This window comes from Providencia sp. PROV272 (genome assembly GCF_049901975.1).
Lineage (GTDB): Bacteria > Pseudomonadota > Gammaproteobacteria > Enterobacterales > Enterobacteriaceae > Providencia > Providencia stuartii.
The window spans coordinates 2,224,999-2,250,207 of record NZ_CP096291.1 but is presented as its reverse complement, the minus strand read 5'-3'; the positions used below and the strand labels follow the sequence as shown (position 1 = coordinate 2,250,207).

Below are 25,209 nucleotides of genomic sequence, written 5' to 3'. Positions count from 1 at the left end.
AGCGGATTTTCCTTAATAGCGTGCCTCACCAATAGCGCATTTTTAGACCTATAATTTTGCTATTCTGTACAGTGGATCTGAAAAATACTATACTCCCCCTATGTATATGATGGATGACTAACGATGCCACATTCACCAAAAGAAAAAAAAGCGGTTCTGACTCGGGTCAGGAAATTAAAAGGACAACTGCTGGCACTGGAATCGGCTCTAGAAGATGAAGTGGAGTGCAGTGCTGTGTTGCAGCAAATTGCGGCAATTAGAGGAGCGGTCAATGGGTTGATGGCGGGGGTTTTAGAGAGCCATCTACGAGAAGGATTACAGGAGTCTGCAACTACGCAGAGCCAAAAAGAGTCAGTTGATGACGCTATTTCTCTTATTCGAACATACCTGCGTTAAAAATAAGGAATCAATATGAAATCACGTGCAGCGGTCGCATTTGGGCCTGGGGAACCACTGAAAATTGTTGAAATTGATGTGATGCCACCTAAGGCGGGAGAAGTATTAGTAAAAATTAGTCATACCGGTGTTTGTCATACTGACGCATTTACCTTATCAGGGGATGATCCTGAAGGCTTATTTCCTGTTGTGTTAGGCCATGAAGGGGCAGGTGTCGTGGTTGAGGTCGGGGAAGGTGTCACAAGTGTAAAACCAGGTGATCACGTGATCCCTTTATATACGGCAGAGTGTGGCGAATGTGTATTTTGTCAATCAGGTAAAACAAACTTGTGTGTATCCGTTCGCGCAACACAAGGTAAAGGTGTTATGCCAGATGGTACAACCCGCTTTTCTTATAATGGCCAACCGCTCTACCATTATATGGGATGCTCTACTTTCAGTGAATATACCGTGGTTGCAGAGGTGTCATTAGCGAAAATTAATCCAGAAGCCAATCACCAAGAGGTATGTCTATTGGGTTGCGGAGTCACAACGGGGATCGGCGCGGTACATAATACAGCTAAAGTTCAAGAAGGCGATTCTGTTGCAGTGTTTGGCCTAGGGGGTATTGGCCTTGCCGTTATCCAAGGAGCAAGGCAAGCAAAAGCAGGGCGTATTATTGCAATTGATACTAATCCTGCAAAATTTGAGTTAGCGCGCCAATTTGGTGCGACAGATTGTTTGAACCCTAACGATTTTGATAAGCCGATTCAGCAAGTCCTTATTGAAATGACAGAATGGGGTGTTGATCATACCTTTGAATGTATTGGTAATGTTAATGTGATGAGAGCTGCGCTAGAGAGTGCGCATCGTGGTTGGGGTCAATCCATTATCATTGGTGTTGCAGGTGCAGGACAAGAAATCTCGACGCGTCCGTTCCAACTGGTAACAGGGCGTTCATGGCGAGGAACGGCATTTGGCGGTGTAAAAGGTCGCAGCCAACTTCCAGGAATGGTCGAAGATGCCATGAAAGGGGATATTGAGTTAGCGCCTTTCGTGACTCATACACTGCCTCTGGAAAAGATTAATGAAGCCTTTGACTTAATGCATGAAGGTAAATCCATTCGTACAGTGATCCATTACGATTAATTGTCCGCAAGCCCGAGATGTCGGGCTTATCTTACATTCAAATTGATAAGGAGATTGTATGGAAAGGATTGAACGTCACGCCTGTTTTGGCGGCTGGCAAGATGTCTATCAGCACCATTCTACCGTATTGAATTGCGATATGAGGTTTGCGGCTTTTTTACCTTCTGAGGCAGCGAACAAACAATACCCGGTTATTTACTGGTTATCGGGTTTAACTTGTAATGAACAAAACTTTATTACAAAAGCTGGCGCACAGCAGTTTGCAGCAGAGCATGGTGTTATTTTGATCGCACCTGATACCAGCCCTCGAGGTGAACAGGTTGCTGATGATGAGGCATATGATTTAGGGCAAGGTGCAGGGTTCTATTTAAATGCAATAAGAGAACCCTGGGTTAGCCATTATAAAATGTATGACTATATTGTCTCCGAACTGCCCGCATTGGTCGAAGCGAACTTACCCGCCAATGGTAAACGTGCCATTTGTGGGCATTCTATGGGGGGACATGGTGCATTGATGATTGGCCTACGTAACTCAGACCGTTACTGTAGTTTATCGGCTTTTGCGCCAATCGTTGCTCCCACACAAGTACCATGGGGGCAAAAGGCATTTTCTGCTTATCTAGGTGAGGATAAATCGCTTTGGTCTCGCTATGATACCATCAATTTATTGAATGAGGCGCAATCGACACCACCGATGTTGGTTGATGTGGGAACGGCAGATCCTTTTTACCAAGAACAATTACAACCTGAATTATTTGATGAAGTGTGCAATCGTAAACGCCATAATTTTACATTGAATTTACGTGAAGGCTATGACCACAGCTATTATTTTATTGCTAGCTTTATTGGTGATCATATTGCATTTCATGCACGTTATCTTAAGTCGTAATTATCGGTTGGTGATGAAATTGTCATCACCAACCCCTATTTTTTATACAGGGATTTGATGTGAATACAGTGCCAGACACAATCACGTTTTATGAGCGGCTGCTACCTTTGGTTATCTCAGGTAAAAAAGTCATTACTATTCGTGATCAACATGAAAGCCATTACGTACCGCACTCAGTTGTTAAGGTGTTTGCTCTTGAAACGGGGAAGTACTATACGGATATAGAAATCCTCTCTGTTGAACCGATCGATTACGATGATATTTCGGAGTATCACGCAACACAGGAGGCGATGACGCTGGATAATTTAAAAAGCCTTATTCGTGAAATTTATCCAACAGAGCAATCACTGTTTGTTATCCATTACCGTTTAGTGGAATAGGATTAATTGAACGAAAAGATTGAGATAGCTTTATTTTTAAGCACATGTTTGGAGGGCAATTAAATGGTATTGAGGAGAGGCTATTTAAGGAAAAAGCCCCTCATACCGTGGTTAAAAATTATTTTTGGCGTGCGGCGACGCGTTTTTTCATATCATTGAGTCGCTGCATCAAGGCTTCGATTTCTTCAGAATAAACGTCAGTAAACTCTTTATCGAGTACAGTGATTTCATCATCATAGACTTCGACAAAGGCACCATCTTTGCGAACACCCCATACATGATTACCGTCACCATAGATTGTGAGTAAAGGGAGAACATCTGTGATTTCAAAACGCTCAACAAGCTGTTTATAAGCTTCTAAAATACTTGCCCATTCAGGGAGATCATCGGTATCTATACCAAGGATCACTACACCACAATGGAATGTCCATGCAGGAGCCACATCAAATAATTTTGCTTCAGGCCATACAGACTCTTTGGCCATAATGCATAGCCCATTGGTTTTCATTGAGAATGTGGCGAATTCTTCAGGAATTTTAATCCCCGTTGATGTCTCAATAAAAGAGACAGCTTCTGCCGTTGGTGGAACTGAGGCAACGGCGTGAAATTCTTCTTTATTGATGGGCTTTAATGCCTTCCAAATTTGCTCATGAAATTGTTCTGGCGTCATGACAAGCTACTCCTTTCTCTATGATTTGTCGCGCAAATTTTATTATATAAAAAACAGAAATCATGTAGGCAAGTTCCGAATGACCCATCGTCGCAATAAGCTCCCTTTTACTTGAGTGAAAATGTGGTTTTCATTATCGTCCACTAAGCAAACTAGATTACTTTCCCCATAATAAACTCAAGGCTTTGTTGAGTATGGCGGGTAAATATAACCTCTTTGAGTTTATGCATGCCATTTGCTTGATAAAAACTGAGCGCCGAGTGGTTATCAGCGAGAACATCTAACCATAATAGGGTATCACCATGCTGCTTAGTCAGAGCTTCAATCTGCTTAAATACGAGGGAGCCATTGCCTTGCCCCGTTTGGCTAGGTAAAAAGTAGAGCTTATTGAGTTGGGTTCCCTGAATTGTTTCATCAGGGATAGTGGAATGGTAAGTTAATTTGACTAACCCGATAGGTTGGGAATTCTCAATCACAAACCACTCAATATTCGATTGCTGCATGTCACTTATAATTTTAAAGGGAGAGTATTCATGATAAACATAGCTGGCTAGCTCATCTGCATTTTTCCATCGCTTTGCAAAGTGATAGAGGTAGCTTTCCATGCCTATCTTATAGAGTAATTGTGCGTCTTGTTCTGTCGCTTTTCGGAGTATGATTTTCATAAATATATTATTTTTCAGATTGTTAATATTATAAGTACATCATAGCAAGCATTTCTTCATCATCTTCATCTAACCCAATCTCTTGAAAACCAAATGATGAGTAAAATGATTTTGCGACGCTATTTTTAGGGTTATAGCAAATTTCAATGGCTTGCAATGAATTATCTTGCTTAATTTCTGCTAGGGCTAACGCCATTGCTTGACGGCCAATACCATGATTTTGATGTGACTTATCAATCATAAAGCGCCAAATAGCAACGGTGTTATCTGATTTCGGTACCCACATAAAAAAGCCTACGGGGGTATCACCCAGATAAATGCCTCTAGTGACATACTCCTTATTATATGCTGCTTCAAGCAGAGACCATGTATTTGAAGCAACAAAATCTTCTTGTTCTTCAAACACCTCAAGTAATGATATTGCTTCGTAATTTTCTTTGGTTATTGTACGTAATTGAAGATTCATCTTTGCCTCCCATATCGAATAATTAGTCTATACAACTCATTATTCAATGCCTACAGAAACGTCCGTATAGCGCATTTTTGGCGCGAAAAAAGAGTGAGGAGATGAACAGGTTGGCTGATTGACGGTGTTTAACCATGGCGCTTCTTATTTGTTTAAGAAGCGTAAATCTAGGTGAATACCGCTGATTTATAGATCAATTGATGTTGGGAACGTTGTTTTGCATAGGGGATATGAAGGGGATTATCAGCCTAAGTCAATCGCGGTAAATGAGAAGACGGCTCACAATAGCATGAGCCGTTTTTAATTATTGATTAACTATTTTGTTGATTTCGGGATAAGCAAATAGGGCTGGTGCGCCCCCTGTATGCACAAACAGAACCGGCGTTTTTTCATTTGAGTTTTCTAAATAATCGATTAAACCAGCCATTGCTTTGCCTGTATAAACAGGATCTAACAAAATTCCCTCACTGCGAGCCAGTAGGGTGATAGCGTTTAGGCCTGCTTGATTTGGCATGCCATACATAGGTTCAAAGAATCCATCCCAGAGCGCTATTTCTGGCGTTTTTAAAATAGCGAGTAGTTCAGCTAATTCCCGCTGTATTTTTTCAACTTTTGGTGCCTGATCTTGCTTAAAGCGTGACACTGTCACGCCTATAACTTGAGAGTGAGGTAACAGCTCTTGTAGGCCGATAGCCAGACCTGCATGGGTGCCCGCGCTGCCCGAAGCCACAATGACTTTATCAAACTCCACTTCTAAAGGCTTTTGTTGAGCAATTTCGATGGCACATTGAACATAGCCAAGAGCGCCAAGGGCATTAGAGCCACCGACAGGAACAATATAAGCATCTTCTAATGCTAATGTTTGAATGAGTTCTTCCATTTGAGCTTGAGGGTCGGTTAAAGCCTCACACATGACAGATTCAGCCCCAAATAGATTGGTCAGCAATTTATTGCCGTTATGCAAAAAATTAGGGTCGTCACTTTGTATAGGGTTCTCCAGTAAAGCAATACATCTTAGCCCATACATAGCCGCAACTGCCGCCGTTTGGCGCACATGATTAGATTGAATTGCACCTGCGGTAACAATCACTTTTGCCTTTTTCTCTAATGCGTCAGCAATAAGAAACTCTAATTTTCGTAGTTTGTTTCCTCCCATCGCGAGAGGCGAAATGTCATCACGTTTAATAAAGATCTCACGACCATATACACGAGATAAGTTTTCAAGTCGTTCAAGGGGAGTCGAGCTTTTGTTCAAACTCAACTTGGTAAATTGGGCTAGTTTTTGTTGTAGTGACATGTCAACTTCCTCGGAAACTAATGTGAAAAACCTAAGTATAGATAAATAGCGAGTACCATACTTGCAGTGACTAATGCATAGGGCATTTGTGTTCGAATATGCTCAATATGATCACAATCTGTCGCCATTGACGCGACGATCGCATCAGCGGAAATGGGTGAGGTCATATCACCAAAGATTGATCCAGAAATGGCGGCACCTATCATATATTCAATAGGCATACCGACGGATATCCCTAGCTGCACGCCAATAGGGATCATAATGGCAAAGGTGCCCCATGAAGTTCCTGTTGCCAACGACATAATGGCGCTAATGATAAAAACAAAGCCAATAGAGAAGCCGGGAGCCATCACCCCTTGTGTGACGCTGGCAATATAAGTCCCTGTATTTAGCTCCGCTGAAACATTCCCCATTAAAAAGGCTAAGATCATAATTGAGCTGATTTTTAGCATATTGGCATAGCCAATGAATAATTCTTGAAAGAAATGCTCAATATTGAGCAATCGACGCCCAATAAACCAGCAAAAAGAGACAGCTGTACCAAACATGACTCCCCAATAAACGGACGTTGAGCCACTTCCTTTACTAAAATCACCATCACCAGTGATATACAAGGCAACGGGAACCATTAATACAGTTGAAAGGATAGGAATGAAAAAGTTCAAAACGGAGTGAGCATTGGGATGATCAATAATATCCGTTTCGTCATCTGCGTCATGCTGCTGAGAATCGGCTTCCACGGTATGATTAGCCTGATATCGCATCTCAGCCTTTTTCATTGGGCCCCAAGATATATTCGTGAATACGTAGAATAAAATAGTGGCAAGCGACAACCAAGCCATCAAATTATAACCGATTGATTTAATCAAAATATCAAAAGGTTCACCAGTGATAAGCCCTTGTGAGATCTGGACGCCAATTAATCCCATAATCACTGCCCCCCAACCGTTGATAACCGCGGAAGAGCAAACAGAAACACAAGCGGTTTGGATGATATAAGACATTTTTTCCGGTGCGACGGCGTATTTGCGTGCGAGGTTTTTAGTCGAAGCGCCTGCGACTAGCTGATTAATGGAGCTTTCTATGAAAATTAATGAGGTGATCAAAATAGCCAAAAGTTGAGTGGTGACTCGGTTTTTGACTAGCTGTGTCCGATTGGAAAGTAGTTGGACTAATGCGCGAACGCCTCCCGTGACTACAACTAAGCGCATAATTCCACCAATCATCACCATAAAGACTATCGTGCGTGTATTTCCCGGTGATGCGAAGGTATCAATAACGCCATCGACAGTTCCTTTGATCCCAAGCAATATATTGTGGTCATGAATAACGGTAAAGCCGACCAAGATCCCTAGCATGAGCGAAAGCATGACTTGGCGGGTGAGGATCGCCAACAGAATAGTGACGATGGGAGTAATAACTGTCCAAATACCATAATCTTGCATGTGGTTACCTATTTGCAATGAATTTTTTATTTTAAAATTATAATTATCGAAAAATCATAGCACTGATAGGTAAGATTAATGAATAGATAACTGTTTATTCGCAGCGTTTTGTAACAAAAAAGTCGGCATGAATCGACCGGAAGTGTATAAAAATGATAGTTATAGGCAAAAGAGCCATTAGGCAATAGCTCTTTTACTGTTGTTTATGAACAAAGAAATTATGTGCGGTTTTTCCATTCTTGATAAGTGATCCGACTTATTTCTTCAATTTTCGTTTCACCTATTAATTCCATGTATTTGGGTTCAAGGGTGCCGTAATGGGTTAATCCGCATTTTTCTTGAACGGCTTTAGATTGCAGATTGCCTTGAAAATAACCACTCCATAAGTTCTCTAATTTTAAATCGGCAAATCCGTGGCGAATGATCTCGCGAACCGCTTCAGGGATTAAGCCTCGCCCCCAGAATGGCACTCCTATCCAATAACTGATTTCAGCATCGTTTTTTCCGATAGGTAATTGGCTATCAGCCTGCATGGATAGACCAATTAAACCAATAGCACGGTTATCTTCTTTTAAAGCGACAGCATAAACTTCGTCACGCATAAACATCGTTTTGATGATGGAGCGGCTTTCTTCAACACTTTTATGAGGGGGCCAACCCGCGATAGGTCCAACACGTTCATCTTTCGCGTATTCATACAAGTCGTTAGCATCGCTTTCTTGCCAAGGGCGCAAAATTAGCCTTTCAGTATAAAGTTTCATCGAGATTTTCCTTATTGTTTTCTAGATACTGCCTATTTTAGGTATTTTTGTGATAGAAATAAGCGCAAAACCTCGTTACTTTAGGTACTTTTGCCAACACATTATCCATATTGACGCTCACAGAGGGCCTGCATGCTGAACTCATTTAATCACCGATATTGTGTACCTCATGTTATAAGCAAGGGGGAGACAACGTTGGTAAGATCACAGTTAACGCCACTTGTACCAACCTATGTCGCCGTATTGATTTGTAAAAGAGGAAGAGCCGTTTTTAATATTAATTTTAAAAAATATGTCGTAAAAGCAAATGACATCATTGTGTTGTATGACGATACGTTTGTCATGGTGCAACAGTGTTCAGGGGCTTCTCTGTTTGATTATTTTTTACTTGAAAAGGATTTTGCAGTTGATGTCGCTTTTCAGTTACCAAATCCACTGTTTGCATTTTTTAATGCGTCACCGGTGCTATCTGTGGAGCAAGCTGATTTGGCTGCGTTACAGCAATGGCAAGCGTTATTCGATTTTATTATTCAACAACAGGGCGAATACGTAACGACCATGTTATGCCATCATGTGCAAAATTTCTTTCTATTGATAGCCAATAAAATGCCACCAACACCCCTTAAACAAAAAGCACAACAAAGCCGTAAAGAACAGTTGTGCTGGCGTTTTTGGGATATGATCACACAGTATTGTAAAGAGCATCGAGACGTCCAATTTTATGCACGGAAATTAGCCGTCACACCATTTTATTTGTCTCAAATCACCAGCGATTTTTTTAATGATACCCCAAAGGCGTTGATTGATAGGCAAGTTGTGCTCGAAATCAAAGCGTTGTTAGGTGGTGGAGATAAATCAATCAAAGAAGTGGCGGCGCAACTCAACTTTGAGGACACCTCTTATCTCTGTCGATATTTTAAACGGCATACAGGGCTAACCTTATCTAATTTTAAAAAAGGTCATCGTCGTGATGTTACTGACTAATCAGCTTGTCTCAATCTGCGTGCCATGCTTTTTCACAAAATCAATAAAACAGCGTAACCTAGGTGAAACCGCTTGGTTGCGATAGTAAACAGCATGAATAGGTTGTTTTACCTCATCGGTCTGTTCAGTTAGAACCTGCACTAATTGGCCATTTGCGAGTGCCTCATAGCTAACGAAATCAGAAGAAAGTAAGATCCCACAGCCTTGAACCGCTAAGTGGAATAACACTTCACCGCTGGCTGCGGCAATATCTGGCGTTATTTTAAGTGGTGTGCCATCTGCCATTTTTATCGGCCAAATATTTAATGTTTCCGGAGCAGTAAAACCTAGCAAACGATGGTGAATTAAATCATCAACGCAGCTGGGAACACCATATTTTTTGAGATAAGCAGGGCTAGCAAGTAGCCGTTTTTGACTATAACCAATTAATGTTGCATTTAATGATGAATCTTTTAGAGAGCCGATCCGAAAGGCGACATCTGTTTTTTTCTCTAATAGGTTAGTAAACCCTTCAAAATTAGTAATTTCTAACTCAATTTGTGGGTACTGCTCACTAAATAATGGGAGCAAAGGTGCTATTACACGGGTTAAAAAAGGCGTCGACGCATCAATACGCAACTTCCCAGATGGAATGGTTTGACGTGCTGATAACATCTCTTCGGCTTCTTGAGCAAGCTGGACTATCTCTCGCGCCTTTTGCAAAAATGCTCCCCCTTCATCACTGAGTTTAATTTTACGTGTTGTGCGATAAATCAGGGTTGTTTGTATTTTTTCTTCAAGCCTAAGAAGGGTACGACTAACTGTTGATATTGTCATATTCAACTGTTCTGCCGCTGCGGTAATAGAGCCGCAGTCAACCACGCTAATAAATACTTGCAACTCTTCAAAGGTCATTTTCATTTTTGCAATTCCGGCAAAAGTTTTTCTCACCTTAACGGCTTTTTCATGACACATCAATATGAAAAGATCACGCCACTTTAGTGTACTCAATAAAAAATAAGTATTTATTAGCAAGGTCTATTTATGAGAATCAATGTCGCACTTTTTGCATTATCGATAGGTGCATTCGCTATCGGCGTAACTGAATTTTCCCCGATGGGGATGTTGCCTTATATTGCCAGCAATTTGGATGTGGCTATTCCTTCTGTCGGATCAATTGTGATTATTTACGCGTTAGGTGTCATGATTGGTGCTCCTATAATGACATTGGTATTAGTTAAATATCGCCCTAAATACGCACTGATCTTACTTATGTCTATATTTACCATAGGTAATTTATTATCTGCGATGTCACCTGATTTAGTGACGCTGTCACTTTCTCGATTGGTGACTAGCTTAAATCATGGTGCATTTTTCGGGTTAGGGGCAATGGTTGCCGCGAGTGTTGTTCCTCCTGGTAAGCAAGCTAGTGCAATCGCTGCGATGTTTATGGGGTTAACGATCGCCAATATAGGTGGAGTACCTTTGATGACAAAACTGACCCAAGTCATAGGGTGGCGACAGGCTTTTTTGGTCATTTCAGGGTTAGGCGTTATCACACTCATTAGTTTAGTCTTGGCGTTACCTCGCCATTTAAAGGGTCAAGTTGTCAACGTTCGGGCTGAATTGCGTATTTTACGAAAACCCCAAGTGATGTTAGGCATGTTAAGTACGGTGTTAGGAGCTAGTGCGATGTTTACCTTGTATACTTATGTCGCACCGATGTTAATGCAATTTATTGATGCTTCTGACTCAATGATCACACTAATGCTGGTGATTATCGGTGTCGGTTTTTCTATCGGTAACTATCTTGGTGGGCGATTTGCGGATCGCACTTTATATGGAACATTGTTTGTGTTCTTTGGCATGTTGGCCTTAAGTATGGTTATTTTCCCAATGATAGGTACGACAACAATAGGTGCCGGACTAGGGTTAGCCCTGTGGAGTATTTTTAGTTTTGGCATTGTTCCCCCTTTGCAAATTTTAGTCATGAAAGCCGCGGTTGGGGCGCAAGCGTTAGCATCTTCGGTGAATGTAGGCGCTTTTAACCTCGGTAATGCGATTGGTGCAGCGATTGGGGCTAGCGTATTATCATTCGGCTACAGTTACTCAACGGTGAGTTATATGGGAACGTTAGTCGCATTATTAGGTATTGTGGTTTTATGGTTGAAAGTACGTCAAAACTTACGAAAAGAAAGTACTCAGCCAGCGGTCTGCATCTGTGACTAATGCGACTAAAAAGCAAGAGATGGAGTTTGTTGCTGCCTTATTTAACGAATAATGGCGGCAACACACGATAGAAATGGAGTATGACTATGGCAACAGTAAACAAATGGTTAAGTGATGAAGCACGTTGGCAAGCGATTGTTGCCCGCGATAAAGCCGCGGATGGTCATTTTGTTTATGGTGTCCGTACTTCACGCATTTACTGCCATCCGTCAGCCGCGGGGCGTTTACCGAAACGAGAGAATATCGAGTTTTTTGATAACGAACAACAGGCGTTAGATAAAGGCTACCGGCCCGGTAAACGTAGCACGAAAGAGGCTGCTCAACTTGAACAATTTTACCAAGAAAAAATTGCACAAGCCTGCCGCTATATAGAACAAAGCGGTACGTCAGTGAAACTCGATGATATTGCCGCTTTTGTGGGGATCAGTCGCTATCACTTTCATCGCTTATTCAAAGCTCAAACAGGGCTTACCCCAAAAGCTTATGCTGATGCTTACCGGCATGGGAAGCTGCGTCAGCAATTACAGCAGCAATCGCGTATTACTGATGCGATTTATGATGCTGGATTTAGTTCAGATAGCCGTTTTTATGAAACCTCGGCAGAGCGCTTAGGCATGACGCCAACAGCATGGAAAACTGGTGGCGAGGGAGCAAAAATCTACTTTGCATTAGCCATGTGCTCATTAGGCGATATTTTAGTGGCGCAAAGTTCAGTCGGGGTCTGTGCTATTTTGTTGGGCGACGATCCTGAAAAACTGCTCAAAGACTTACAAGATAAGTTTCCTCATGCTGAATTAATCGGGGGAGATAGTGAGTTTGAAACGTTGGTTGCACAAGTAATCGGTTTTGTTGAAGCACCCGAAATTGGATTAAATTTACCCTTAGATATTCGCGGTACAGCATTTCAGCAACGTGTTTGGCAAGCATTGCGCACTATCCCTGTTGGCACAACGGTCAGTTACAGTGATATAGCTAAACAGATAGGTCATCCAAAAGCGGTAAGAGCGGTTGCCGGCGCTTGTGCGGCAAATATGCTGGCTGTGGCAATTCCTTGCCATCGAGTGGTGCGAAATGATGGCGCTTTGTCCGGTTATCGCTGGGGTATTGCACGTAAACGTCAGTTGTTGGATAAAGAAGCGGTGAATAAATGATTCGTTTAACAAATAATCACAACGCAAAATTGTTTGCCATAATTATATCTCGTTAACACTTTTTCAACCTAATATGGGCAAATGACCTATTGTGACTATCGTTCGTTTTGTATGTTTTGCTTCATTCTAAGCAACATATTGAAAGGAATTTAAGATGGTCACAAGTATCTATAAAGATTTATCTCTAGCGCCGGCTGGCGAACAAAAAATTGCTTGGGTACGTGCTCATATGCCGCTATTGCGTGCTTTAGAAGCTCGCTTTAGTAAAGAGAAGCCTTTTGCGGGCAAACGCATTGCATTATCTATCCATTTAGAAGCGAAAACCGCTTATCTTGCTCAAGTTTTTGCCGCTGGCGGTGCGAAAGTATCGGTGACTGGTAGTAACCCTATGTCGACTAAGGACGATATCGTAGCGGCATTAGTGAAAAGTGGTATCAATACATTTGCAATTCATGGTGCTAGCGCCGAAGAATACCAACAATTTGTAAAAGAGACACTGGCATGTGAGCCTCATATCGTTATCGATGATGGTGGCGATTTAGTGCATGAATTACACAGTGTTTATCCTGAATATGCAGGTCATGTTATTGGCGCTTGTGAAGAAACAACTACTGGCGTGTTAAGGGCGATGGCTCGTGAAAAAAGCCATGAGCTAAATTTCCCGGTGATCTCCATTAATGGGGCGCAGTCTAAGCATCTCTTTGATAACCGTTATGGTACAGGGCAATCTACGTTTGATGGCATTATGCGCACAACTAACCTAGTGATTGCGGGTAAAAAAGTGGTTGTTGCGGGTTATGGCTGGTGTGGTAAAGGCTGTGCGATGCGTGCAAAAGGCCTTGGTGCTGAAGTCATTATTACTGAAATCGACCCAATCAAAGCGCTTGAAGCGAAGATGGATGGTTTTGAAGTCATGACGATGGAAGCCGCAGCACCACTAGGTGATATTTTTGTGACCGCAACGGGTTGCTGTGATGTGCTGACTGAGGTGCATTTCAGTTTAATGAAAGAAGGGGCGATCATTAGTAATACCGGACATTTTGAAGACGAAATTAACCTTAATGCGTTGCAAGAATTGTGTGTGAGTACCTATGAAGCACGTCAAAATATTGAAGCCTACTGCTTGAAAAATGGTCGTACCGTTTATTTGTTGGGGCGTGGAGCACTGGTCAATATCGCTTGTGCCGATGGTCATCCAGCAGAAATTATGGATATGAGTTTTGCTTTACAAGCCTTAGGCGCAGAATATCTACTCAAACATGCGCTGGATAAAAAAGTGTATGCTGTTTCCGATGAAATCGACAGTGAAGTGGCGCGATTAAAATTACAAGATATGGGTGTTTCCTTCGATACTCTCAGTGATAGGCAGTACCAGTATTTAAATGCCTTTGAACTGAAATAAAAGTTAAAAGTAGGCGGAGGACGCTGATGTCGATACTGAATAGCCTTTTAGGTATTGCTGTCATATTATTGGTTGCATACCTTTGTTCTAACAACCGCCGTAGGATAAGCCTACGGCTCGTTTCCATCGCACTATTAATGCAATTTACTTTTGCATTTTGTATGTTATATCTGCCAGCTGGCAAGCGCGTTATGATGTGGATGGCGGATAAAGTCACCGCATTATTAGACTATACACAAACAGGCACACAATTTTTGTTAGGGGGCTTAGCCACTGACAAAATGTTTGATCTGCTTGGTGCCGATGGGTTTATTTTTGTATTTAAAGTACTACCTGTACTGGTGTTTTTATCTGCACTATCGGCCTTACTGTTTCATGTAGGTATTATGCAGAAACTGATCATCTTGATTGGTGGAGCATTACACCGTTTGCTTGGAACATCACGAGCGGAATCAATGTCTTCAGCTGCAAATATTTTTTTAGGGGTGACGGAAGCGCCGTTAGTGATCCGCCCTTATTTAAAATATTTATCCTCTTCAGAATTTTTCACCATTTTGGTTGGGGGAATAGCCTCAATTGCGGGAACCGTGTTACTTGGTTACGCCCAGTATGGCGTGAAAATTGAGTATTTACTGGCGGCTTCCTTTATGTCGGCCCCAGCAGGATTACTGTTTGCGAAATTGTTTTACCCTGAAACTAAAGAGAACAGTGATAAATATACAACGGTCAGCTCCATGAAAGGCGAAAAATCTGAATACCGTAATAGCATTGATGCGGTAACTCAGGGGGCTAGCGTCGGGGTTAGTATGGCGTTGAATATTGCGGGTATGCTCTTGGCTTTGTTAGCTATTATTGCAATGTTCGATGGCATAATGATGTGGGCAACTAGCTTTACTGGTTATGAAATTTCGCTCACCCAGTTGATTGGTTGGCTATTTTCACCGATAGCATGGCTGTTAGGCGTTGATTGGAATGAAGCTCAGTTCGCAGGGCAGTTATTAGGCCAGAAAGTATTATTCAATGAATTTATTGCATATGCTAATCTACAGCCTTATTTAGATGGTTCTATTTTGCCAGCGACAGGCGAAGCATTGAGCGTTAAGACACAAGTGATCCTCTCGTTTGCTCTGTGTGGTTTTACTAACATAGGTACAATAGGGATTGCGATAGGTGGCATCGGTGCGATGTGTCCTGAACGTCGTGGTGAATTGACGAGTATTGCATTCAAAGCATTTGGTGCGGCTATTTTGGCGAACTTAATGAACGGTGCTATAGCAGGGCTAATTTTAGGTTAATCATAGTGATGGGTGGCAGGTATGATGGATGAAACTCCTTTTCGCGAGTTGTGGCTAAAGTTCAGTGAACAAGAGCTACTTCCCGATGTTGATTGGTTATTTCGTCATGCGCCACCCTCAGTCAAAAATACCTTTTGTACCATTCATTTACAAGAAGGGTACAAACTGATCCATCAAGGCACAGAAAACCAATACACCTATATTATCATTGAAGGTGAGTTTGTGGTGAACAAACTCGCTGATAGTGGTAAAGAGCTCGCTTTAACATTCTGTTATAAAGGTGAATTTCTTGGTGAGATGGAAGCATTGTGCCAGCAAAAACATTATCGCTATGATGTGATTGCATTAACGGACGCACGAGTGATCCGTATCCCATCTGATAGTTTTTTAGTTTGGTTATCTCAAGACCACCGCTTATCCATTCTTTTAAATCGACAATTGGCGAAACGCTCATTAATTAATGGAGAACAACGATTGATGACCGCCGTTGATTCCATTGAAAAGAACTTGCTGTACATTTTAACGCAACTATCGAGCCACCAAATTCGTTTACCGAGAGAGACGTTAGCCGCAATTTTAGGTACTTCACGTCGCCATTTGGATAAAGTTTTATTTAAGTTGAAAGAACAAGGTATCATACAGCAAGAAGGCCACATCATTTTATTAGCTCCGCGTTAATTAAGGAAAGCTATCACTATTTCATGACTGAAAATAACATCATGAATTAAAAGGATAGCTTCTTATAACATAGCGTAATCGATCGTTTTATTTATCGAGTATAGGAAAAATAAAAATAATTTAAGCTTTTTACACTTAGGGTTAACTATAATTAAGAATCAATAAACTTTTATAGATAACATTAATATGAAAATGCTTTTTTGTTTATCCTATTGATAATTATTGATTTTTATATTTTTTGGTTTTTATATTTTTCAAATTTCTTTCTGGTTTTAAAGTGATAATAAATCGCTTTTATTGGATTGGTTAATTTTTTCAATATCCAAACGATAGGCTCTATTAAAATTAATTTAGAATAAGGTTTACCACCTTTGTTATGTTCATATTCCATATAACCCCCTTGTACCTTTAAATTTACAATTAGGTTTGCATAGAGAATAATCATAAAAAAGTGACAGATAGCGTTTTTTGCATAATACAGATCAAATATGGGTAGTTTTGTATTACATTAATGCGATATGCAAACGGTTAAGGGCTGAATGATGTTACTGTACAAACAGATCGCGCAGACATTACAGGAAAAAATTCATCGAGGAGACTTTTTAAGTGGTGAAAAACTTCCTTCAGTGAGGGAGATAGGGCGTGAACATGAGGTCAGCTTAACAACAGCGCAGCTTGCTTATCGTGAGCTAGAAAAAATGCAACTGATCTATGCGGTACCTAAATCAGGCTATTTTGTTATTCCAAACAAAACCGAGGCTCTACTGCCTAAGGCGGTAAATTACATACAAAAACCAGTACATATCGCTCAATGGAACCCAACTATTGATTTTTTACGCGTAGAAGAGCGCGATAATATCACTTCATTATCTTGCGCGGTTCCGAATATCGATAACAAAACATTAGAGCCGCTGTGGCAAGAAATGAATATGCTCAGCCGTCGTAAAAATCGCTTAATGTTAGAGTATGATTGCTTACAAGGATTGCCAGCATTGCGTGAGCAAATTCATCATATTTCTGATCATAAAACCCTGTTTACGCCTGACGATATCGTGACGACGACAAGTGGTCATCAAGCATTATCGCTGTCTATTCAAGCATCGACGCAAGGCGATGATGTGATAGCGGTAGAATCACCGACATTTCCTGGTTTATTGCAGACACTGTATGGATTAGGCAGAAGAATTATTGAAATCCCAACAGATCCACAGACAGGGATCAAATTAGAACGGGTACAAGAGGCTTTTCATCGTTGGTCAGTAAAAGCTATTGTGGTAACACCGACTTGCAATAACCCTATGGGCTGCTCCATGCCTGAAACACATAAGCAGCAGCTATTGCAACTGGCAACTCAATATGGCGTGACGATCATTGAAAATGACATTCTTGCGGGATTAGCGTATGAATATCCGCGCCCATCGACGATCCAATCATTGGATAGTGATGGGCAGGTGATCCTTTGTAGTTCATTTTCTAAAACAATCGCCCCAGGGGTGCGAACAGGATGGGTGATACCCGGAAAATATAAAGAAAAAGTCATGCACTTAAAATATTTGTCTCACTGTTCGGGAGAAATATTTATGCAGCAAGTTATGGCTAACTTTTTACGTGATGGGCACTATTTCCCACATCTACGCGCTATGCGCCAACATTATAGTGAGCTGCAATGCCAGTATCGAGAACTAGTGGAAAGTCACTTTCCGCCAATGACACGGATTTCTCGACCACAAGGGGGCTTTTCATTATGGGTTGAGCATCCTCCGGTGGATAACCGTAAATTAATGGATGTTTTACAGCGCAATAAAGTGATTGTGCTAACAGGAGAGCACTTTTCATCTGATGGATGCTTTACACATCATTTACGTATTAACTACGCATTGCCGTTGATCCCAAGGCGTCTTAATGGAATAAAGATATTGGGGGAAACATTAAAATTAACCCGTTTATAATTAAAGGTATTATGGTGTTTTTATTGATGAAAGGGCACCATAATGCCTCTTGACGAGCGCGTCGATGTTTTATAAGATCTAAACATCTAGTTAGCTTCAAACATTCATATCTTATTTCCTGATACCACTTTTTAACTTCTTGTTTTAATCCATTTTAATTTTATTCCCCATCGCCCTTAACACCTATCTGTGACCTTGTGTTCACGGAAGGGCTGTCTATTATTCAAGAGAATTATTATGCAACCATATCGTTACTTATTATGGGTACTTGCTACGGCGGTTTACCTAGTGGGTACTACTGAATTTATGTTATCTGCAACATTAACACCGCTGGCTGAGGTTTTTTCGGTCAGTAGCGCACAAGCATCATGGCTAATTTCAGCTTATGCGCTGACTTATGCGGTTACAGCACCAGTGATAGGTTATTTTTCTGATCGCATCGATCGGCGAAAGTTATTGTTAGTAGCCATGTTTCTATTTGCGATAGATAGCCTAGCTATCATTGTTTCTCCGAACTTCACTATCGCAATGTTCTTCCGTATTTGTGGTGGCTTAGCGTCGGCGGCGATAGTACCCACCATTTTTGCTTTAATTGCAGATATCTTCCCAGCGCGTCAGCAATCCACAGCGATGGGGATGGTGATGGTTGGTATGACGATAGGGATCGTATCAGGGCCTGTGTTAGCAGGCGTATTAACAGAGTATTTAACATGGTACGCGCCCTTTATTATGACAACAGTAGGAAGTCTTATCGTATGGTTTTGTGCCTGTAAAATATTGCCACCTTCAAAGCCTCATCAAGACGTGAGAAAACAAGGGGGATTCCAGTGGCTACAGGATATAAAAATAGTTCGTTTTATTAGTGCTAAAGCAATATGGAACGGCACTGCGGTCAGTGTTTTCTTATTGTCAGGAGAGGTACTCAGACTGAAATTTTCAATTGATAGCGCGCTAATCGGTGTTGTCGTTGCTGCGTTTGGAGTGGGGTTATTTATCGGAAATCTATTAGTCGGTCGGCTCTATCATTTTTTATCAAATGATAGCCAACGATTGTTATTAGTCATCTCTCTGATGGCAGTGGCGGTACTCACATTTGTTTTAGCGTATGTTCCACTGGTGGTACACACAGCATGTTTAGTTATTTGGGGCGGTTTTTTGGGGATGGCTGCGCCATTGAGTACCACCATGGTTGCGATGCGCAGTGGCGAAAACAAAGGTCAAGTATTAGCCGTTTCGGAAAGTTTTAATAACATTGTACTGTTTTCTATGCTGCCACTTTTATCATGGGTATTGAGCTACCATGGGCTGGTTACCATGAGTATGATCATTATGCTAATGCTGACCATTGCCATTGTGCTGAGTGTATTAGATATTCGGTCGAGTCAATAATGAGGAAGCGCGAGTTGGCTTCCCCCTTCGTACCTACTGAGTTTGTAAGATTTGTCGTTGTTTGCTGACGTTCATACCTTTGAGCATGCTCATCCAAGCTAATACCGTGAAGAACATTAAAATAATAAAAATGGCTTTAGGGGGAAGCTCTGTGAGCACGACCCCTGTAAGCATCGGGTTGAATGCACCGCCAAGCAAGCCAAGGGCTTGAGCCGAAAAATAGCTCGATTTCATGCCTTCCGGCGCAATATTATCAATCAACATGTACTCACCGGGCGCATAGATCAGCTCACCGAGAGTAAAAATAAAGGATCCTAGCGCCCATAAGTATAAGTTTTCGTCAGCTTCCATAAATGTGGCAAGGCCACCGACAAAAAAGAGAGTACCTAACGTCATATAACGCTTAAGGTTATCTGGTGTAAGGCGTTTACCTACCATATATTGCAAAGTAACCACAACCACTGCATTCATGGGAAGCACGACCCCGATGACGGCTTGTGCAAACTCGCTGTTGGATACAGTAATAACATATTGAGATATCCACGTTGTGAAGGTGCCAAATACCAGCGAGCCAAGAAAAGTGGACAAAATAAACCATGCTAATGCTCTGTCATGTAGCATCGCAGCGGGGTTCCATAAGCGCTTTTGGCCTTCTTGGTGGGGAGCAGGTTTCACACTTTGTACAAAGTGTTGAATAAAGAAAACGGGTATTGACGCTGAAATTGCCGCTAACCAAAATGGCAGATTGATGTTATACATCAATAACCATGTTCCAAGAGGCGGGCCGATGGTCCAACCGATATTCAAAAATGTGTAATTAAGGGAAAATACCTTTGCTTTAATAGAAAGAGGAAGAGTATCTGAAAAATAACCTTTTAGTACGGTTGAAAAGACGGAATAAGAGCAATTTATTAACGAGAAGAAAATAACCACAAGCACGGCATGACTTGAGAGTGGAATTGCAATAAAGCCCAAAATAAACGCAATAATAGCGATTAGCATACAGCGTTTCTTATCGACTTTATCTGCCAAAATACCAAAGCCCATACTAAATAAGACACCGATAGTTAAGGCAAGAGACATTGCAATCCCCACAATATCAATAGCCATTTGGTATTCTCGTGTCAGGTAAATCGCCATAAATGGCAAGGTTGCTCCACGTCCAATGGTTAATAGCAATGAAGAGCAGAGTAAAGCGCTATTTGAAATATTTGATTTAGACAACATGACCCACGACCTAACGTTATAATTGTTATTGAGTTGTAGCACTCTCTGTTAAATAGATAAATTACCGAATTTTGTGATAACAGGGAATGGCTGAGTCAGTACAAAGGCTGAAAAAGATAAAAACAAGATATTGGATAACTCTTATCTAGGATTAGGGTTTTTTAAATAGGCAATAGAAGGAATAGCAGTACCTTTATAGAGGATTACGCTATTATTTTTGGCTTTAAGCCTATGTTACAGTATCGCCCAGCGTCATCACTGACATGATACAGAAAAGCGGCTTCAATAATTTCACAACAATCAGGTTATTTCGGAATGTAGACTAATAACCGATTACCTTTTTCAATATCAAATGTCAAAGAAGAGTAATCATAATTTTCCACTTTACCTTGATAAGCAATTTCACGAATACCTGTACAAGGTTGGTAAATTTCATGCTTATGCCAAAGTTGGCTAAATAAAGTTGATTGTTCCAGCAGGGCGTTAATCATTTTTTTAATATTGGGGTTGTTCTTGGTGCGAGCATAATCACGGCGAAAACTGGCCAGTAGTTGTTGGGCAACAAGTTGCCAATTAACGAAGCGTTCTTGGTAGCGAGGATCCATAAATAGAAGATAGAGGAAATTGCAATAATACGGTTGCGCATCCGAAAAATGAAAATAGTGATCGGCCCGAGTATTATAAGCAAGCACATCCCAGTGCAAGTTGAGCACATAGCAGAGATAATGATCAGGAAAATCGCTGATCATGCGGGAAATAGCCGAAGGAACACGATGCTCGGTATTACCTGTTGCTATCGGCTCGCGGTTATGGGTTAACAAATAAAGGTGTTGACGCTCAGCGCTATTTAAATGTAACGCGGCTGATAAATTATCAAGGAATTGCGTCGAAACGCCAATATCACGACCTTGTTCAAGCCATGTGTACCAAGTCAAACCAACCCCAGCTAAAGCAGCAACTTCTTCACGACGAAGCCCCGGAGTCCTGCGCCTTGTCGTTCGCGGTAGGCCGACTTCTTCTGGTGAAATACTTTCCCGTTTTTGCTTTAAAAACTCAGCCAGCTCAGGGCGCATTCGTTGCATCGCTTTCATAGCCTATTGCCTTTAGTAATAGTATAAATGGTTAAATTGTACCATGATAACGGATTCTTTATAGTCCTCATTTTATTCGGCTAGATAAATGAGAACATCATGAATCGACATCAGCATATCGCTCTTTTTGTATTAATATTGGCGGGGTTCGTAACAATTTTTGATCTATTTGTGGTTAATGTTGCCATTGTGACTATTCAGCATTCGTTAAATGCCAATTTGACTGAGCTAACATTAATTATAGTCGGTTATGAATTAGCCTTTGGTTTATTACTCATTACAGGAGGTCGGTTAGGAGACATTTACGGTAAAAAATGCTTATACCGCGTGGGTATGGCATGCTTTACGCTCACATCTTTATTTTGTGCATTCGCACCGACAGCAACCTTGCTGGTGGTCGCAAGATTTTTTCAAGGGCTATCTGCTGCATTACTGTTTCCCCAAGTGTATGCCAGTCTCCGTGTCAATTTTAATCCGTTACAGGCGAAAAAAGCATTTGGCTATTTGGGAATGAGCTTAGGACTCGCTGCTATTGCTGGGCAAGCTTTAGGAGGGTGGCTGATCACGTTAGATCTATTTAACTTGAGTTGGCGGACAATTTTTTTAGTGAATTTACCGATAGGCATACTGGCTATCGCATTATCGCGTTTTTTACTCGAAGGAGAAAAATGCCGCATTAATCTTGATTGGTGTGGCGTCATATTATCAGGTTTAGGGATCTGCTGTGTTTTATTGCCATTGCTTATGTTACCCGTATGGGGTTGGTTAAATACAAGTAGCCTATTACTCAGCAGTGGGGGCTTACTGTTGGCCATCTTTGCTTATTATGAAATCCGATTAGAGAAACAAGGAAAAGCGCCATTATTCAGTATGCAAATTCTGCGTAATCGCCCCTTTGTTATTGGATTACTGGTAGTAATGAGTGTTTATGCAACATCTTCCGCTTTCCCTTTAATGTTATCTCTATTACTGCAAAAAGGGATCGGCTTAAGCGCGTTTTTGTCAGGTATGATTTTTGTACCTTCTAGCATTGGATTTGTAATTTCATCGGTAATCACCCCTCTTTGGGTTAATCGCTATGGTGAAAGAACAATATTTTGGGGCGCGCTATTTTATGGCTTAAGCTATATGCTGTTACTTGTGATGCTATATTGGTTTTCATCGAATAGCTCAGCACTATGGTTGACGCCGGTTTTATTCCTTGTGGGGTTTACACAAGGTATGATCATGACACCGATGCTAAATTTAGTTCTTGCTAAAGTGAGTGTTCAGATAGCGGGACAAGCTTCAGGCTTTACTGCAACATTGCAGCAAGTCGGAGCCGCGATAGGTGCCACTATGGTTTCTGTGATGATGCAGTACGGATTAACTCACTTTTCGGCTCAATTTCCCTTTGAACAACTTAAAAATGCGGTCAGCTTCGGGTTAGGTTTTAACTTTTGCATGGCGATATGCTCTGCAATTTTATTGCTAATGATCACTCGCCGAACGCCCACGCTGACCATTTCATCCTGCGTATAAATAAAAGAGCCTTATACAAATCGCATAAGGCTCTTAATAAAGTCATACAGGTTAAAACGCGCTATCGAAGATCACTTGCATCATGGCGTTCGCGGACTTGTTGTGCGGGGTCGCCATGTAAACGGTTAACTCGACGCCCTCGTTGTACCGCTGGGCGTGCATAAATTTCGTCAGCCCAACGGTTTAGGTGTTGATATTCGTGAGTACTGAGGAATTCATCAGCATCATATAACCAGCCTTTGACTAACGCGCCATACCATGGCCAGATTGCCATATCCGCAATAGAGTAGTGTTCGCCTGCAATATAGTGGTTATTGGCTAAACGCTGGTCTAATACATCAAGTTGACGCTTGGTTTCCATCGCAAATCGATTGATGGGGTATTCAAATTTTTCTGGTGCATAGGTGTAAAAATGACCAAATCCACCGCCAACAAAAGGCGCTGAACCCATTTGCCAAAAGAGCCAAGAGAGGGTTTCTGCTCTTTCCGGTTGGGTGGTTGGTAGGAATGCTGAAAATTTTTCAGCTAAATAAGTCAAAATTGAACCGGACTCAAAAACACGGATAGGTTTTTCGCCACTTCGGTCAACTAATGCTGGAATTTTAGAGTTAGGGTTAATTTCGACAAAACCTGAGCTAAATTGATCACCTTCTCTGATATTGATCAGCCAAGCATCATATTCGGCTTCTTTTATACCCAGCTCGAGTAATTCCTCTAACATGATGGTGACTTTTTGCCCGTTAGGTGTTCCTAAAGAGTAAAGCTGTAGGGGATGTTTACCAATCGGTAGCTCTTTTTCATGCGTCGCACCTGATACTGGTCGATTGATATTTGCAAACTGTCCGCCATTACCTTGTTCCCATTGCCAGACTTTCGGTGGGGTATAAGTTGAATTATCCATTTTTACCTCCAGTTAGTGATCCCACCACAAGGGTGGGAGCGGGGTTTATTATAGAGATGCTACATAAACTCGGCGACTGACTTCAGGCGTAATATCATGATGCTCACCCAGTGCCGTCATTCCATTTTGGGTCAAACTTTCAATAAGAGGATCAATCACGTCGTCATTGAGGTTATAATCGCTAAAACGCGTTTTGACATCCATGCGCTCAAAAAATGCTCTTGTTAGCTCAATAGCTTGCAGAGCTTTTTGCTCCTCAGACCCTTCGTTGATCCCCCATACTTGCTGAGCATATTGAACCAGTTTAGCTTGTTTCTGCGGTAATTTTTCCTTCAACATAGAAGGTAAGACTATCGCTAGCGTTTGAGCATGATCTAAGCCGTATAGCGCTGTAATCTCATGGCCTAACATATGTGTCGACCAGTCTTGTGGTACACCCGCGCCGATAAGGCCATTTAGTGCCAAAGTGGCTGTCCACATTAAGCTTGCACGTAAATCATAGTCATGCGGAGTAGCTAACGCTTTTGGCCCAATATCAATTAGCGTTTTTAATAAACCTTCTGCAAATGCATCTTGTACATAAGCATGAGTAGGATAAGTTAAATATTGTTCCATTACATGAACAAACGCGTCAACAACACCATTGCTGATTTGACGTGGTGGCAGCGTAAAGGTTTTTACAGGATCTAAAATAGAAAATTGTGGATAGAGGCTGTCATGCATAAAGGCGCGTTTAGATTGCGTCGCTTCACGGGTGATCACTGAGCCTTTATTCATTTCGGAGCCTGTGGCAGGGAGCGTCAATACGGTGCCAAAGGGTAAGGCGGATGTTACTTTGGTTCCACCACTGGTCAAAATTTCCCAGAGGTCACCCTCAAAATTAACTGCCGCAGCAACAAATTTGGTGCCATCAATGACTGAGCCACCACCAACTGCGAGCAGATAGTTGTAGCCTTCTTGGTGAATTTTATCTACCGCTTTGATTAAAGTTTCATAGCGAGGGTTCGCCTCAATACCGCCGAATAGACCAACTTCACGCTCACCCAATGCTTGTTCTACTTCGTCTAATGTTCCTGTTTTACGTGCACTTTCACCACCAAAAAGAATTAGAACTTTAGCCTCTTTGGGGACCAATCTATTCAATTCAGCAATTTTCCCTTTACCAAATACAATACGTGTTGGGTTATAAAATTCGAAATTGTTCATATATAGACCTTATTTCAGAATTGAAAGAGACGTTCTTTGCTTGTCATATCGTGCTGACAAGCGGGGTAAAGGACGACGAGATAATGAGAATACATTAACTAACATAACTA

At 41.5% G+C, this 25,209-nt stretch carries 25 protein-coding genes; 13 read left to right on the top strand and 12 right to left on the bottom strand.

Annotated elements, in window-relative coordinates:
- Positions 1-123: 123 nt before the first annotated feature.
- The 4 genes from frmR to yqfB are packed head-to-tail and all read left to right on the top strand — an operon-like array spanning position 124 to position 2,793.
- Entirely contained in the window at positions 124-396 is a 273-nt protein-coding gene (gene frmR, locus M1E93_RS10235; protein WP_004919776.1) for a formaldehyde-responsive transcriptional repressor FrmR, read from the top strand.
- Between the two features lie 15 nt (positions 397-411).
- Complete coding sequence (locus tag M1E93_RS10230; RefSeq protein ID WP_004919779.1) at positions 412-1,524, top strand: S-(hydroxymethyl)glutathione dehydrogenase/class III alcohol dehydrogenase; 1,113 nt, start codon at positions 412-414, stop codon at positions 1,522-1,524.
- Positions 1,525-1,582: 58 nt separating this feature from the next.
- Positions 1,583-2,413 carry an S-formylglutathione hydrolase gene (gene fghA, locus M1E93_RS10225; RefSeq protein WP_104873480.1) on the top strand — a complete coding sequence of 277 codons (831 nt, stop codon included), beginning with the start codon at positions 1,583-1,585 and terminating at the stop codon, positions 2,411-2,413.
- A gap of 59 nt (positions 2,414-2,472) precedes the next feature.
- On the top strand, positions 2,473-2,793 hold the full coding sequence (gene yqfB / locus M1E93_RS10220) for a N(4)-acetylcytidine aminohydrolase (protein ID WP_036940233.1): 321 nt from the start codon (positions 2,473-2,475) through the stop codon (positions 2,791-2,793).
- Positions 2,794-2,911: 118 nt separating this feature from the next.
- Here the strand turns inward: yqfB and M1E93_RS10215 are convergent, their stop codons facing one another.
- The 6 genes from M1E93_RS10215 to M1E93_RS10190 form a co-directional block, all read right to left on the bottom strand.
- The gene (locus M1E93_RS10215) at positions 2,912-3,463 is read right to left on the bottom strand and encodes a hypothetical protein (protein ID WP_053110205.1); all 552 of its coding nucleotides are present in this window, start codon (positions 3,461-3,463) and stop codon (positions 2,912-2,914) included.
- Positions 3,464-3,615: 152 nt separating this feature from the next.
- Complete coding sequence (locus tag M1E93_RS10210) at positions 3,616-4,128, bottom strand: GNAT family N-acetyltransferase (RefSeq protein ID WP_004919788.1); 513 nt, start codon at positions 4,126-4,128, stop codon at positions 3,616-3,618.
- Between the two features lie 28 nt (positions 4,129-4,156).
- Entirely contained in the window at positions 4,157-4,594 is a 438-nt protein-coding gene (locus M1E93_RS10205; RefSeq protein ID WP_004919790.1) for a GNAT family N-acetyltransferase, read from the bottom strand.
- A 304-nt stretch (positions 4,595-4,898) separates the two neighbouring features.
- On the bottom strand, positions 4,899-5,891 hold the full coding sequence (locus M1E93_RS10200; protein WP_004919792.1) for a D-cysteine desulfhydrase: 993 nt from the start codon (positions 5,889-5,891) through the stop codon (positions 4,899-4,901).
- A gap of 17 nt (positions 5,892-5,908) precedes the next feature.
- Positions 5,909-7,336 (bottom strand): Na+/H+ antiporter NhaC family protein, encoded by a 1,428-nt coding sequence (locus M1E93_RS10195; RefSeq protein WP_004919795.1) that lies wholly within the window; start codon positions 7,334-7,336, stop codon positions 5,909-5,911.
- A 218-nt stretch (positions 7,337-7,554) separates the two neighbouring features.
- Complete coding sequence (locus M1E93_RS10190; RefSeq protein WP_004919796.1) at positions 7,555-8,097, bottom strand: GNAT family N-acetyltransferase; 543 nt, start codon at positions 8,095-8,097, stop codon at positions 7,555-7,557.
- Between the two features lie 195 nt (positions 8,098-8,292).
- On the opposite strand from M1E93_RS10190, the gene M1E93_RS10185 reads away from it, so the two are divergent.
- Positions 8,293-9,081: a helix-turn-helix domain-containing protein gene (locus M1E93_RS10185; protein WP_230085216.1), complete on the top strand. Its 789-nt coding sequence runs from the start codon at positions 8,293-8,295 to the stop codon at positions 9,079-9,081.
- Here the strand turns inward: M1E93_RS10185 and M1E93_RS10180 are convergent, their stop codons facing one another.
- Positions 9,082-9,981, bottom strand: a complete 900-nt coding sequence (locus M1E93_RS10180) for a LysR family transcriptional regulator (RefSeq protein ID WP_169342271.1) — start codon at positions 9,979-9,981, stop codon at positions 9,082-9,084.
- Positions 9,982-10,104: 123 nt separating this feature from the next.
- Here M1E93_RS10180 and M1E93_RS10175 point away from each other — a divergent pair, with 123 nt between their 5' ends.
- From M1E93_RS10175 to M1E93_RS10155, 5 genes are all read left to right on the top strand, one after another.
- Positions 10,105-11,289 (top strand): MFS transporter, encoded by a 1,185-nt coding sequence (locus tag M1E93_RS10175; RefSeq protein WP_014658358.1) that lies wholly within the window; start codon positions 10,105-10,107, stop codon positions 11,287-11,289.
- Positions 11,290-11,375: 86 nt separating this feature from the next.
- Entirely contained in the window at positions 11,376-12,440 is a 1,065-nt protein-coding gene (gene ada, locus M1E93_RS10170; protein WP_104873482.1) for a bifunctional DNA-binding transcriptional regulator/O6-methylguanine-DNA methyltransferase Ada, read from the top strand.
- Between the two features lie 154 nt (positions 12,441-12,594).
- A complete protein-coding gene (locus tag M1E93_RS10165) occupies positions 12,595-13,842 on the top strand; it encodes an adenosylhomocysteinase (RefSeq protein ID WP_004919812.1) in 1,248 nt (415 codons plus the stop codon).
- A gap of 26 nt (positions 13,843-13,868) precedes the next feature.
- Positions 13,869-15,137, top strand: coding sequence for a NupC/NupG family nucleoside CNT transporter (locus M1E93_RS10160; protein WP_014658360.1), 1,269 nt, complete (start codon positions 13,869-13,871; stop codon positions 15,135-15,137).
- Positions 15,138-15,158: 21 nt separating this feature from the next.
- Complete coding sequence (locus tag M1E93_RS10155; protein ID WP_036940251.1) at positions 15,159-15,815, top strand: Crp/Fnr family transcriptional regulator; 657 nt, start codon at positions 15,159-15,161, stop codon at positions 15,813-15,815.
- 229 nt (positions 15,816-16,044) lie between these two features.
- On the opposite strand, the gene M1E93_RS10150 is transcribed toward M1E93_RS10155, so the two are convergent.
- A complete protein-coding gene (locus M1E93_RS10150) occupies positions 16,045-16,206 on the bottom strand; it encodes a hypothetical protein (RefSeq protein WP_154598661.1) in 162 nt (53 codons plus the stop codon).
- A gap of 151 nt (positions 16,207-16,357) precedes the next feature.
- Between M1E93_RS10150 and M1E93_RS10145 the strand changes: the two genes are divergently transcribed.
- The gene (locus M1E93_RS10145) at positions 16,358-17,764 is read left to right on the top strand and encodes a PLP-dependent aminotransferase family protein (protein ID WP_036940254.1); all 1,407 of its coding nucleotides are present in this window, start codon (positions 16,358-16,360) and stop codon (positions 17,762-17,764) included.
- 237 nt (positions 17,765-18,001) lie between these two features.
- Complete coding sequence (locus M1E93_RS10140; RefSeq protein ID WP_104873483.1) at positions 18,002-19,153, top strand: MFS transporter; 1,152 nt, start codon at positions 18,002-18,004, stop codon at positions 19,151-19,153.
- 33 nt (positions 19,154-19,186) lie between these two features.
- Here M1E93_RS10140 and ydeE read toward each other — a convergent pair whose 3' ends face one another.
- Together ydeE and M1E93_RS10130 are read right to left on the bottom strand one after the other, a co-directional pair.
- Complete coding sequence (ydeE, locus tag M1E93_RS10135) at positions 19,187-20,380, bottom strand: efflux MFS transporter YdeE (RefSeq protein ID WP_014658366.1); 1,194 nt, start codon at positions 20,378-20,380, stop codon at positions 19,187-19,189.
- Between the two features lie 305 nt (positions 20,381-20,685).
- A complete protein-coding gene (locus M1E93_RS10130) occupies positions 20,686-21,471 on the bottom strand; it encodes a helix-turn-helix transcriptional regulator (protein WP_014658367.1) in 786 nt (261 codons plus the stop codon).
- Between the two features lie 99 nt (positions 21,472-21,570).
- Between M1E93_RS10130 and M1E93_RS10125 the strand changes: the two genes are divergently transcribed.
- Entirely contained in the window at positions 21,571-22,992 is a 1,422-nt protein-coding gene (locus tag M1E93_RS10125) for an MFS transporter (RefSeq protein ID WP_060561015.1), read from the top strand.
- 61 nt (positions 22,993-23,053) lie between these two features.
- Here the strand turns inward: M1E93_RS10125 and yghU are convergent, their stop codons facing one another.
- Positions 23,054-23,893: a glutathione-dependent disulfide-bond oxidoreductase gene (yghU, locus tag M1E93_RS10120; RefSeq protein ID WP_004919841.1), complete on the bottom strand. Its 840-nt coding sequence runs from the start codon at positions 23,891-23,893 to the stop codon at positions 23,054-23,056.
- A gap of 48 nt (positions 23,894-23,941) precedes the next feature.
- Positions 23,942-25,099, bottom strand: a complete 1,158-nt coding sequence (locus tag M1E93_RS10115; protein WP_036940268.1) for an iron-containing alcohol dehydrogenase — start codon at positions 25,097-25,099, stop codon at positions 23,942-23,944.
- Between the last annotated feature and the right edge of the window lie 110 nt (positions 25,100-25,209).